Origin of the sequence: uncultured Thiothrix sp. (assembly GCF_937873765.1) — a bacterium.
Classification (GTDB): Bacteria; Pseudomonadota; Gammaproteobacteria; order Thiotrichales; family Thiotrichaceae; genus Thiolinea.
The window spans coordinates 141829-154096 of the sequence record NZ_CALMZC010000039.1 but is presented as its reverse complement, the minus strand read 5'-3'; the positions used below and the strand labels follow the sequence as shown (position 1 = coordinate 154096).

The window sequence follows — 12268 nt, the reverse complement described above, 5'->3', positions numbered from 1 at the left end:
CTTTTTTTAGGACTGCAAACAGCGCTTCCGTAAACTACTAGTACGCGGAAAATGTGCACTCAAGAACTCCATTTGATCGGCTAAAATACTCCTGCCTTGCAAAAACACATACTCAACATAAGTAGGTTGAAACGGTACTGCTAATAAGGGCATATTCGCTTGCTCAGGCGTGCGTCCACCTTTATTACTATTGCATTGCTTGCAGGCTGTAACCACATTTGTCCAATGATCTCTTCCACCTTTGACAATCGGAATGACGTGATCACGAGATAAATCATGTGCACTAAAATGCCCACCGCAGTATAAACACAGATGATTATCCCGACGGAATAAAGTCGGATTATTTAAAGGTGGCACATAAGACTCACCGAATAAGCCTTGTTTACTGCCATAAGTGGCAATAATGGAATTTAGGACTAATTCGCTGCGTAAACCTGTGCGTGCATTAATCCCGCCATGTACCTGTAACAGCGAACTACCACAGGTATAAGCCACTTGTTTAGCGTAATAAAGCTTGACCGCTGTTTGGAAATGAATCCATTCCAAAGGCATTCCGCTAATATCCGTTCGCAAAATTAGTTGCTGCAAGTTCGTCATGAACTTAACTCCTGATTGGTTGGCGCTACCACCGTAGCACGCTTAGGTGACTAGATTGTGATAAGCGCCTTGTTGTTAGTTTGCATAGTGCAATTAGATAGTGTCCAATTCCTGATATAAATCAAATAGCCTGTAAGTTTTAACTAGTTTAAAGCTGATAACTGGAGAGTTTTGACGCATATCAAAAAGCCCTGTCAGCAGATCATACAAACTCTTAAGCATTACTTCATTATTTAGACAGGACTGCACAATGCTAAGTTTTGATTATGGTTTGCCAATGGCGCTCATCGTGGCTTTAGTTGCATGGGCATGGTTTAGCTTCTTCTCCGTGGTGTTTTTCTCTTAAGGTTTTCGTCCAAACCTAAAGAGTTCCACTTGCCCTACTAAGCATACTTAGTAGGGCTTTTCTGTTTGCGCTTGTTCTATCAAGTCGCTTTGTTTATCATTTGTCCTTGATAACGATGATGATAGGAACACGGAATTATGAAACTTGATTTGGAATTTGGCATTCCCATGCTGCTGGTTTGGTTGCTGATTGCTTGGTCGTGGTTTAGCTTTTTATCGGTTGCTTTTTTTAGCTAAGTCTTAGAAACGGATATAAAAAAGGCCGCTTAATGCGGCCTTTTAAATTACTAGCAAGTCATCGTTTAGAACTCGCCAACAGCAGTACGCAGCTTTTTCACCGCTACATTCTCAAGCTGACGAATCCGCTCAGCAGAAACTCCATATTTATCTGCTAAATCTTGTAAAGTGGCTTTTTCATCCGCCAACCAACGACTAACCAAGATGTCTTTACTACGCGCATCTAAATTCGCTAGCGCTTCTTCAAAACGATCGTGGGTATAGGTTTCCCATTCCTCTGCTTCTAAAGTTTCAGCAGGATCAGCAGATTCAGCCGCTAAGTACTGACTTGGCGAATAAAAACGCTCATCCTCATCATGGTCATTAGATAGATCAAAAGATACATCTTGGGAGCCTAAACGCTGTTCCATTTCGAGAACATCAGCTTTACTTACCCCCAAATCATTGGCAACCTCTTGAGCTTGGTCATTCGATAACCAACCTAAACGTGCCTTGCTACTGCGCAAATTAAAGAACAGTTTACGCTGTGCTTTGGTGGTCGCGACTTTAACTATCTTCCAGTTGCGCAAAATGAATTCATGAATTTCAGCACGAATCCAATGCACTGCAAAGGAAATCAGGCGTACATTCATTTCAGGATCGAAGCGTTTAACAGCTTTCATGAGACCGACGTTACCTTCTTGGACTAAGTCACTTAAAGGTAAACCATAGCCATTGTAACCACGCGCAACTTTCACCACGAAGCGTAAATTGTGCAAAATTAACTGCCGAGCCGCTTCAAGATTATTATCTTGGCGCAGGCTTATCGCCAACTCACGCTCCTCTTCAGCCTCCAATACTGGAATGGCATGAATGGCGTGGATATAACTCTCTAAACTTCCAACGGGGGAAGGCAAAGTCTGTCCACGTAGCGTTAGGGCTTGTGTCATATAAGTTGCTCTCCTATTAATCATTAAATGGTATGTTAGCACTCTTCTACTTAGAGTGCTAATGCTTGCACGAGTTCACTACACAGACGCTTAATCCTATAAAACAAACCGCTTGATTCTGTTTAATTTTATATTTAGTTAAACCTGTTAGAATCTCTACTTAAGACCACAATAACAATAAGCCCATGAGCATAGATCACACCGCCTTGCTAGAAAAAATCAGTGGCAATCGCTTCCTGACCAATGAAGACCGGCAGAGTCTGCTGAGTTTAATTAATAGTTTTCAGGACGAAACGCAAAGCTTACGTGAGCAAGCGAAGCAACTTACTACGCGCTTACACAATCGCGATACTGTCATTGAAGATTTAGAGCGTGCATTGGCTTTGCGTGAGCAACAAATTCACAGTAAAGAGCAAATTCTGCAAAAAAATCAGACGGCTGATCAGGCTTATCAAAGTAAAGCTGAGCAATATGAACAGCGCTTAGTAGAACGTGAACGGATTATTAAAGAACGCGATGAAGCCATTCGTTCGCGTGAGCAACTAATTCGTGAACTGGAAAAACGCTTACACGAAGTTGAAAAGAATACCTTTCAAAGTGAAAAAATTCTGCGTGAACGTGAGGAACAGATCAAGCAGCGTGACCGTTTATTAGAAGAGAAAGAACGGCATTTAGAAAAGCGCGACCGTGAATTAGAAAATCGCGATAAACAGATCACCCGCCGTGACAGCTCCTTAAATGAATATGAGCGTCAACTCCATGAGGTTAATCAGTGGGTTTTGTCTTATCAGCACAAACAGCATGAACAGAAAAAAATTATTGCAGCACGCGATGAGCAAATCAGCCTGCGTGATACCCTGCTCCAAGAAACTCAGCAGCAACTGTTAGAATTAGATCAATATTTACAAGAAGCCCATCAACAACTGCAACAACGCGACGAATCGCTGCGTGAACGCGATGAGCAACTGAAAGAACGTGATCAACTCATCAAGCAAAAAATCGAGCACATCAGCATTCGTAATGAACAACTCTTTGCGCAAACCCGCATCTTGCATGAGAAAGAACAAAATGCGATGCAATACCATCAGATGCTAGAGCAACGCGAGAAATTGCTGATTGAAAAAGACCAACAACTGCTAGTGCTCGAACAAGCGATTACTCATCACAGCCAACAACTTACACAGCGGGATACACAAATCAGCGCTCAATTTATGCAGTTGCAAGAGCGTGACCGAGAACTAAGCAAGCGGGATACGCAAATTGCTGAGTTAGTCCGTCAACTCGAGCTGATCCATCAGCGCACTCACTCGCAGCAACAGCAAATGGCTACACACCAGCAGCAAGTTGATCAATTGCAAGCTTATTTGCAGCAACAACATGAACAATTTAGCCAAATCCAACAAACTGTACAGACCAAAGACGCACTGCTGCACCAACGCGATACAACTATTCAGCAACTGAATGAATTACTTGATCAACGCAAAAAGTTGCTGGTTGAACACGATATGAAACTACAACAACGTACTCAAGAAGTGCAGCAAAAAACCGAACAACTGCAGCAAAAAGAACAGCAGTTGAATAGCCTAGCCACGCAGTTGATGGAAGAAGAGGCACAGTTAAAAAAGCAAATCGCTCAACAACAAGCGCATGAAAATCAATTGGCAGAGCGTGATGTGAAACTGCAGCAGTTAGAGCAGCAACGTAATCAATTGGTGGTACAACTCAATGAGCAGTTAGTTTCTTTCCATACGTTAACGAGCCAAGAGCAAACGCATCGTCAAGCTCTAGTGGAGCGCTCTGAACAATATATCAATCAAACGTTTGAGCAAGTTCGCACCGAAGCACAGCAATTAATTGGTGATCAACAACGTCAGTTGAAGCTGATTGCTAAAATGATTGAAGCGTTAATGCAGCAACAATACACTCATTATCAAGAGAAGCTTGCAGCTCTCACTGAGCTTTATCATCAAGATTTACAACAACGCCAGCAAACTCAAGCGCAACAACAACAGGTTATGGGGCAGATAGAACAGCATAGTGAGCTAATCAAACAAAGCAATATTGAAGGCGGCCAAGATAAACTCGCGATTCTGCTTGATCAACTTCAAGATCTGAACGAGCAACTCGGACAAGGTACTAATGAACTACAACAGCAGCGCCATACTGAACTAGTTGAATACCTGCGTGATCTTGCAAGGCAGTTGATAGCCTATCGCCCTACCGATCAAGAAGCTTGGAAAAAACGCGTGTTAGTGGATTTGAAACATATATCTGAACAACTGCAGGCTCAGAAAGTCAGCACAGCAACGTCTGAAGATACTAAACCTTATCAGCAGCTTGTTGAGCAACGGGAAAAAGTGATTCAACTGAAAGAACAAATGATTCAACAACTCAATCAACAGTTGACGATGAAAGATAAAAACTTAATAGCTAAAGAAGAGTTGATCTTCAAACTCAGTCAGCAAATAAAAGGTATTCAACCAGGAGCGTTTTAACGCCTAGTGTGAATATTGAGATTGCAAGGCTACACTGAGCAAGCGTGCCGTCAAATCCACGACAGGAATCACACGCTCATAAGGCATGCGCTTAGGGCCAATCACCCCTAACACCCCCACATGCTCATCACCTAAGGAATAAGGAGCGGTGACAAGACTGCAATCTTCAAATACTGAATAACCGGCTTCGCGACCAATAAAAATTTGTACACCATCAGCCTGAATGGTTTTATCCAGTAGGCTCAAAATGTCACGCTTACGATTGAAAGCACCGAATAAATCACGCAGCTTGCTAATGTCTGAGAGATCATCATACCCCATCAGATTGGTTTCACCCGCGATCACACAATCTTCTTCTTGCTGAGTATGTAGCCCTGCAAAGGCTAATTCACCTAACTCAATCGCCGACCGCATTAAGCGATTCATATCTTCGCTATGCTGACGCATTTCATCTAACAAGGCTTGGCGGGCGCTATGGATATTTTTACCTACTAAACACTCATTTAAAAAATTAGCCGCTTGCTGCAGTTCAGACAAGGTCATTTCGCGCTCAAGCTGAATAATACGATTTTGTACTTCATTACGGGTAAATACCAAAATCGCCAATACTTGATGGCTGGATAAACGCAAAAACTCGATTTGCTTCAAAGAAGAAGGATTCCGTTTTGGAACCGTCACTACCCCTGTAAGCGAGGTAATCCCCGACAATAAACTAGAGGCTGAGTGGATGAGGACTTGAGAATCTAAGCCAGCACTTAGACGCCCTTGGAGAATATCAATCGCATGATTTTCTAAAGGTTGGACTTGTAACAAAGTATCCACAAATAAGCGATAACCTTGTGAGGTCGGCACACGACCTGCAGAGGTATGCGGTGAGCGGATATACCCTAGCTCTTCAAGATCTGCCATCACATTGCGGATCGTCGCTGCACTTAAATCAAGACCACTACGTTTAGCTAAAGTCCGTGATCCCACTGGCTGTCCATCGGCAATATAAGCCTCCACTAACACTTTTAATAAGTGCTGAGCACGCTCACTTAAATCACTAGTTTGACGGTTTACTGCCATTTGACCTGTATTATCCCCACTACATAATGTCACAATAGATGCTTAGACAGGAAATTCAAGGCTTTGCTTACAAACAACTCAGAGATTTTGTCTGAATAGCGCCACGGTCACTTTAGCCTTTTATTCGGCAGCTCGCTACAATAACGCGCCTTGAGCGCCGCATCTTAATTATTTTTAAACAGGTGCAATACAATTATGACTTTATTCACTACCGCTGGCATATTTTCTAGGCAGGATGGCGAAGCCGTTACCGCCACCTTACACAAGCTCTATGCGTTTTTAAGCCAACAAGGTTTAAAAATTCTACTCAATACTCAAGCCGCGCATTTACTGCAAAATACTGCGGTTCCCGATGAGCTACTAGCACAGCAAATTGATTTAGCGATTGTGGTTGGGGGTGATGGTACTTTACTCACTGCGGGACGCCTACTTGCTGACTTTCAAGTACCCATTGTGGGAGTTAACTTAGGACGTATGGGCTTTCTAGTCGATGTTTTACCTGCACAAATGCAGGAACAGTTGACTGCCATTTTACAGGGTGATTACTTAGAGGATGAGCGCTGCTTATTAAAAGCTTGTGCTTGGCGTGGTGAAGAAAAGCTAGGGCAAAATATTGCTTTAAATGATGTGGTACTACATGCACGTAATGAAGTACGCATGATTGAATTCACCACCTACATTGATGGATTCTTTGTGAATACCCAACGGGCAGATGGTTTGGTGATTTCCACTCCAACGGGTTCGACGGCTTATGCGCTATCGAGTGGAGGCCCTATTTTACATACCTCGCTGGAGGCCAGTATTTTAGTACCGATAAGTCCTCATACTTTAACTAGCCGCCCGATTGTTATTCCTAATCAAAGTTCGATTGAAATTGAAATGGGTAGTGATCGCCCGGTAGAAGCTTTATTATCCTTTGATGGACATCACGATATTCCGCTCATTTCTGGTGATCGGATTAAAATCAACGCCTCCCCGAAAAAAATGCGCTTACTTCATCCCCGTCATTACGACTACTATCATATACTGCGCTCAAAATTGCACTGGGGTACGCAACTATAATGCTGACTTATATCCACATTCGTGATTTCGCGATTATTACTGATTTAGAGCTGGAATTGCAGGCGGGTATGACGGCTTTAACCGGTGAAACCGGTGCGGGTAAATCTATTTTATTAGATGCGATTGGTTTGGTCTTAGGCGATAAAGCGGATGCGGGTAGTGTGCGCCATGGTGCTGAAAAAGCTGAGATTACCTTAAGTGTTGATCTCAACAATACACCGCAAGCTAAACAATGGCTCGCTGAACAAGATTTATTAAGCGATGAAGATCTCTGTATTTTAAGACGCGTAGTCACAAATACGGGTAAATCACGTGCGTGGATTAATAGCTCCAGTACAACACTGACTGCATTACGTGAATTAGGCGAACAACTGGTAGATATTCATGGTCAGCATGAACATCAATCCCTGATGAAGCGTGATATGCAACGTGGAATGGTCGATGCTTATGCCACGAATGAAAACCTGCTCAAACAAACGCAGGAAGCCTATAAACAGTGGAAAAACTTAAATGAACGTTATCTACAACTCACTACCCAAAGCAGTCAACTTCAGGAGCGTTTAGATTTACTGAATTTTCAAGTACAAGAATTAAGTGAACTCGCTTTAGAGCAAGGGGAAATCACCGCGCTCGATGAAGAGCTGAATCGCTTAGGACATGCTGAACAGTTACAGGCTACTGCAGAGCATAGCTATCAACAACTTTATGAAAACGAGCGTTCTTTATATTCTTCACTTAGTCAACTCAGTCAAGAGTTAAGCCGTCAAGCACGTGTTGATCAGGCTTTAACAACCCCCTTAGAATTAGTGAATAGTGCACAAATCCAAATCCAAGAAGCTGCGTGGATCTTGCGTGACTATGCACAAGCCGTGGATTTAGACCCTTTGCGCTTAAGCACAGTAGAGGCACGTATTGCTGATATTCGTAATATGGCGCGCAAATATCGTTTAGAACCAGAACTACTTCCAGAGCAGTTAACACGTTTACAAGCTGAGTTGGCAAGTTTAGCGAGTGATGATTACGACCTAGAAACTTTAAAGACTAAATTGGAGGCTACTCAACAAGCCTATAAAGTAGTTGCCCAAAGTTTAAGTCAAGCACGCATGCAAGCAGCTGATCAGTTGTCGAACGGTGTAAGTACTACGATGCAAACTTTAGGCATGCAAGGCGGACAATTTCAAATTCAGGTTAGCCCCAACGAAGATGATACACCGCATGCTTATGGTATGGATCAAATTGAATTCTTAGTGAGTGCAAATCCCGGCCAGCCTCTCAAGCCATTAACTAAAGTCGCTTCCGGTGGTGAACTATCCCGAATTAGCCTAGCCATTCAAATGATCGCAGCCCAACGAATGACTCTACCTGCTTTGATTTTTGATGAAGTGGATACAGGAATTGGTGGTGGTATTGCCGAAGTAATAGGTTCGCAATTACGCAGCTTAGGGACGAACCGCCAAGTCCTGTGTGTCACACATTTACCACAAGTTGCTTCACAAGCGCATCATCATTATAAAGTCACTAAAATCAAAACAGCGGATAGTACTAACACCGGCATCATTTATTTACCTTCCACTGAGCGAGTAGAGGAAATTGCGCGCATGATTGGCGGCACTGAAATCACTGCAACAACTCGTGCTCTCGCTACTGAAATGCTAGAAAGGGCTGATTAAACTGATTAGCTCCTCAACATAAGCTGATTATCCTACCGCTTATCAGAGAGTTTTAGCTTTTTAATGGGCTAAACCTCTACGTCTGTACCCTGCCTACTATACTGTAATATAAGGTTAGCTTGGTGTTGCTGCCCCCCAACCAAGTAGATAACTCTACCGATAAGCCAAGATCAAACCCGATAGAAACTTAATATAGTCTCTGTCTAGAACTCTCCGTAAAAAAGAGAACCTAACTGGTAGGCGTTGATTTTATGGAAAAAATTTCGCTTATCTCGGCAATAAATTCATTTTAATTGCTGTGTACTTGATACTTATCAAGGAGGATTTCTGTGAAAAAAACCTTCCACATTTTAATAGTAGCTAACTTATTGCTAGGTGCTACTGGAGTCTGTAATGCAGCTTGGGCGGATAGCCGCTCAGCAGAAGTACGTTTGGTGGCAACCATTAATAATGGTCCGGCCTTCCAGCCCATTACTTGGAAAGTCTACCGTGTTGATGGTAAAGGTGAGACGTATCAGTCGGATCGTCATGTATTCACCATTAGCTCTTTAGCTCCTGGCCGTTATACCGCAGTCGCCAAACGCCATGGTCAAACTGAACGTAAACGGGACTTTTATGTGATGGCCGATACCACCAATAAAATTAGTATTCCTGTTGATTAATCTTTTATCTTGATGCTCTCCTCCATCTAACCCCCTCCTTACCTTCGGGTGAGGTCGGGCTTATTTTGAAGCCATACTTTTTCCTTAACTGCTGTTGAACTCCCCCTTATTGCTTTTGTCTTTATGTCATAATGCCGACTAATAAATAATTAGTAGATAACCCAACTCAGGGCTAAAGAGTTGGCTCCATAAAATGATATAAATAAATATAGGGGATCAAGAAAATGGGCTCAAAAAGTCAACATGCACTTGCTATCGGTATTGGTGTAGGTGCTAGTTTAATTAGTCATTACCTTTTGCCAGAATTAGACTGGGTAGCCCTCGTATTCATTGGTTTAAGCGGTTTCGTGGGTGTGCATTTGCCCAATATTCAACGGCCGTCCTCCTCTTCTTATTGGATGGTGCGCCTAGTTAGCATTATTGCTGCCTTTGGTATCCCTTTGATTATGTACACTTACCGACCTAGCGACTTATTGATTGCTTGGCTAGCAACCTATTTATTGTTTCAAGGAGCTTGGTGGATTGTTGACCGTGTGTCTTTATACCGTGACTACACACATAGCTTAAGCGCGATTATTGGCTTACCGATGTTTATTACACTAGCCGCTTATATCAGTTTAGAACCGCTTGCTGTCTTACCCGTATTTTTGGCTAGTAGTAACGGTTATGTGATTCAACTTCTCACTGAGCAACGGCAGAAAGTAGGCTTGGAAACAACAGGTTTTTTATCCAAAAAACCAAACAACTCACTAGGGGAATAAAAACTGCTCCCCTAGTTTGATTTTTACGATTATTCAGAACGTTCTTGGTTAGCGATTTCTTCGTATACTTTAGCCATGTCGACTTCGCGTACTTTACCAATCACCTCTTCCAATTGTCCTTCAGATAACATCCCCGGCTGAGCAAATAATACTACTTGCTCACGGAAAATCATTAAAGTAGGAATCGAGCGAATCTGGAAATGGTTGGATAACTCCTCCTCTTCCTCGGTATTCACTTTAGCAAAAACAATATCAGTATGCTTATCTGAGACTTTTTCATAAATCGGCGCAAACGAGCGACAAGGTCCACACCAAGGGGCCCAGAAATCAATAATCACAATCTCATTATCACTGATTAACTCATTAAATTCAGCGGCAGTTACATTTTCAGTTGCCATAGCAAGCTCCTTATTTTTTAGTGACCATTAATGCTAATCGTTGCCTGACAAATGATTTGCCGGAAAAGTATCAGCAAGCTACTGCTTAGTTTCGCCCCAACGCGGCTGCATTTGATGTTCTAAACCCAAATGATCTAAAATCCGTGCGACCATAAAATCGACTAAATCATTAATGGACTGAGGACGAAAATAAAATCCGGGGTTAGCTGGCATAATCACCGCTCCCATCCTAGTAAGTTTTAGCATATTTTCTAAGTGGATTTCGGAAAACGGTGTTTCTCTTACCACGAGAATTAACTGCTTCCGTTCTTTAAGTGCAACATCTGCGGCACGCTCAATTAAATTTCGACTACTCCCACAGGCAATGGCTGATAAAGTACCGGTAGTGCAAGGGCACACGACGGTAGCATCCGCTACTGCACTGCCACTAGCAATCGGTGCCATCCATTGCTCGCGCTCAAATACGCTTAACTGCCCCGCTTTGGCAGCAAACAAACTTGAAAAATACTGTTCAATTTCAAGAGCACGGGCTGGTGCTTTAAACTCAGTTTCAGTATTAATCACCAACAATGCAGGACGCGAAAGCAGCAAATACACTTTGCATTGTAAAGCCAACAACTGCTCTAATAAACGCAGTCCATATTGTGCTCCTGAAGCACCGGTCATCATTAAAGTGATGGTTTTAGGCATAACGCTTAGCTAACTCAGCTAAAACTTTATCGTGAATCCCGCCAAAGCCACCATTACTCATAATGAGTATAGAGTCGCCGATCTGTGCCGTCTGAGCCACTTTTATGGCTAGGTGCTCAATATCTTGCTCCAGTTGAGCTTTAGCACCTAACCCCTCAAGTACTGAACCTAAGTCCCAGTTTAAACCGGCTGGCTGATACAACCAAACTTGATCCGCATCTATGAGTGAATGAGCGAGTTGTTCTTTATGTGTACCTAAACGCATCGTGTTTGAGCGTGGTTCTAATAAAGCAATAATGCGGCCTTGCCCAACTTTTGCTCTTAACCCTGCTAGAGTGGTAGCAATAGCGGTTGGGTGATGCGCGAAATCATCATACACCGCAATACCCTGAACTTGCCCACGCAACTGCATCCGCCGCTTCACGCCCTTGAAATTAGGTAAAGCTGCTAGACCATGCTCAACAGGTACGCCGACATGTCGTGCTGCAGCCAAAGCAGCTAAAGCATTATGGACATTATGCGTGCCTAACAAATCCCAACTGACCGAACCGACTCGTTGACCCTGGTATAAAACGTGGAACTCACTACCATCAGCTTTAAGCAACTCAGCCTGCCAATCCCCTTCAATGAAAGTCTCTACAGGCGTCCAGCAGCCCATTGCCAAAGTCGCCTTGAGATTTGCATCAGTACCATGATTGATCACCAAGCCATTCCTAGGAACCATCCGCAGCAAGTGATGGAACTGCGTTTTAATCGCCTGCACATCAGGAAAAATATCAGCGTGATCATACTCAAGGTTGTTTAAAATGACGGTACGTGGATGGTAGTGCACAAACTTAGAACGCTTATCGAAGAAAGCCGTATCATATTCATCTGCTTCGACTACAAAAAACGGTGAATCCCCTAAACGTGCTGAAATACCAAAGTTTTCTGGCACACCACCAATTAAGAAGCCGGGTTTTAAACCCGCATATTCTAAAATCCAAGCCAACAGACTAGCAGTCGTAGTTTTACCATGCGTCCCTGCCACGGCTAACACCCAACGTTCGCGCAAGATATTTTCATAGAGCCATTGGGGACCAGAAATATAAGGTAAGTTCTGATCCAAAACCTGCTCAATAATCGGCATTCCACGGCGCATGAAGTTGCCTACGACGATTGTATCGGCATCAGATGGTAAGTGAACAGGGTCATAACCGTCGCTAAGTTTAATCCCTTCTGCCTCTAGCATGGTGCTCATCGGCGGATAGACATTCGCGTCAGAACCAGTCACATCAATTCCCTGCGTCCGCGCTAATAAAGCAATACCACCCATAAAGGTACCACAGATACCTAAAATATGAATTTTCATCTA

At 43.1% G+C, this 12268-nt stretch carries 11 protein-coding genes; 5 read left to right on the top strand and 6 right to left on the bottom strand.

All coding sequences use genetic code 11. The features are described 5' to 3' along the window. Nucleotides 1-6: 6 nt before the first annotated feature. On the bottom strand, nucleotides 7-597 hold the full coding sequence (locus Q0307_RS11860; RefSeq protein WP_298660839.1) for an HNH endonuclease: 591 nt from the start codon (nucleotides 595-597) through the stop codon (nucleotides 7-9). Nucleotides 598-1244: 647 nt separating this feature from the next. Then, nucleotides 1245-2108: an RNA polymerase sigma factor RpoH gene (gene rpoH / locus Q0307_RS11855; RefSeq protein WP_298660838.1), complete on the bottom strand. Its 864-nt coding sequence runs from the start codon at nucleotides 2106-2108 to the stop codon at nucleotides 1245-1247. A 185-nt stretch (nucleotides 2109-2293) separates the two neighbouring features. On the opposite strand from rpoH, the gene Q0307_RS11850 reads away from it, so the two are divergent. Then, entirely contained in the window at nucleotides 2294-4603 is a 2310-nt protein-coding gene (locus tag Q0307_RS11850; RefSeq protein ID WP_298660836.1) for a hypothetical protein, read from the top strand. 3 nt (nucleotides 4604-4606) lie between these two features. On the opposite strand, the gene hrcA is transcribed toward Q0307_RS11850, so the two are convergent. Then, nucleotides 4607-5704 (bottom strand): heat-inducible transcriptional repressor HrcA, encoded by a 1098-nt coding sequence (hrcA, locus tag Q0307_RS11845; protein ID WP_298660834.1) that lies wholly within the window; start codon nucleotides 5702-5704, stop codon nucleotides 4607-4609. 162 nt (nucleotides 5705-5866) lie between these two features. Here hrcA and Q0307_RS11840 point away from each other — a divergent pair, with 162 nt between their 5' ends. The 4 genes from Q0307_RS11840 to Q0307_RS11825 all read left to right on the top strand — a co-directional run bounded on the left by Q0307_RS11840 (nucleotide 5867) and on the right by Q0307_RS11825 (nucleotide 9826). After that, nucleotides 5867-6733, top strand: a complete 867-nt coding sequence (locus tag Q0307_RS11840; protein ID WP_298660831.1) for an NAD(+) kinase — start codon at nucleotides 5867-5869, stop codon at nucleotides 6731-6733. Next, on the top strand, nucleotides 6733-8403 hold the full coding sequence (recN, locus tag Q0307_RS11835; RefSeq protein WP_298660829.1) for a DNA repair protein RecN: 1671 nt from the start codon (nucleotides 6733-6735) through the stop codon (nucleotides 8401-8403). The genes Q0307_RS11840 and recN overlap by 1 nt, the downstream gene beginning before the upstream one ends. A gap of 329 nt (nucleotides 8404-8732) precedes the next feature. After that, nucleotides 8733-9065, top strand: coding sequence for a hypothetical protein (locus Q0307_RS11830; RefSeq protein ID WP_298660828.1), 333 nt, complete (start codon nucleotides 8733-8735; stop codon nucleotides 9063-9065). A 224-nt stretch (nucleotides 9066-9289) separates the two neighbouring features. Beyond that, the gene (locus Q0307_RS11825) at nucleotides 9290-9826 is read left to right on the top strand and encodes a hypothetical protein (RefSeq protein ID WP_298660826.1); all 537 of its coding nucleotides are present in this window, start codon (nucleotides 9290-9292) and stop codon (nucleotides 9824-9826) included. Nucleotides 9827-9855: 29 nt separating this feature from the next. Here Q0307_RS11825 and trxA read toward each other — a convergent pair whose 3' ends face one another. The 3 genes from trxA to mpl all read right to left on the bottom strand — a co-directional run bounded on the left by trxA (nucleotide 9856) and on the right by mpl (nucleotide 12265). After that, complete coding sequence (trxA, locus tag Q0307_RS11820; protein ID WP_298660824.1) at nucleotides 9856-10224, bottom strand: thioredoxin; 369 nt, start codon at nucleotides 10222-10224, stop codon at nucleotides 9856-9858. Between the two features lie 78 nt (nucleotides 10225-10302). Then, the gene (locus Q0307_RS11815; protein WP_298660822.1) at nucleotides 10303-10914 is read right to left on the bottom strand and encodes a flavin prenyltransferase UbiX; all 612 of its coding nucleotides are present in this window, start codon (nucleotides 10912-10914) and stop codon (nucleotides 10303-10305) included. Then, complete coding sequence (gene mpl / locus Q0307_RS11810; RefSeq protein ID WP_298660820.1) at nucleotides 10907-12265, bottom strand: UDP-N-acetylmuramate:L-alanyl-gamma-D-glutamyl-meso-diaminopimelate ligase; 1359 nt, start codon at nucleotides 12263-12265, stop codon at nucleotides 10907-10909. Before mpl ends, Q0307_RS11815 begins: the two co-directional genes overlap by 8 nt. Nucleotides 12266-12268 lie beyond the last annotated feature (3 nt).

Coding starts and splice junctions, on each gene's coding strand:
- Q0307_RS11860 (WP_298660839.1), bottom strand. CDS start 597: ATGACGAACTTGCAGCAACTAATTTTGCGAACGGATATTAGCGGAATG.
- rpoH (WP_298660838.1), bottom strand. CDS start 2,108: ATGACACAAGCCCTAACGCTACGTGGACAGACTTTGCCTTCCCCCGTT.
- Q0307_RS11850 (WP_298660836.1), top strand. CDS start 2,294: ATGAGCATAGATCACACCGCCTTGCTAGAAAAAATCAGTGGCAATCGC.
- Q0307_RS11840 (WP_298660831.1), top strand. CDS start 5,867: ATGACTTTATTCACTACCGCTGGCATATTTTCTAGGCAGGATGGCGAA.
- recN (WP_298660829.1), top strand. CDS start 6,733: ATGCTGACTTATATCCACATTCGTGATTTCGCGATTATTACTGATTTA.
- Q0307_RS11825 (WP_298660826.1), top strand. CDS start 9,290: ATGGGCTCAAAAAGTCAACATGCACTTGCTATCGGTATTGGTGTAGGT.
- trxA (WP_298660824.1), bottom strand. CDS start 10,224: ATGGCAACTGAAAATGTAACTGCCGCTGAATTTAATGAGTTAATCAGT.
- Q0307_RS11815 (WP_298660822.1), bottom strand. CDS start 10,914: ATGCCTAAAACCATCACTTTAATGATGACCGGTGCTTCAGGAGCACAA.
- mpl (WP_298660820.1), bottom strand. CDS start 12,265: ATGAAAATTCATATTTTAGGTATCTGTGGTACCTTTATGGGTGGTATT.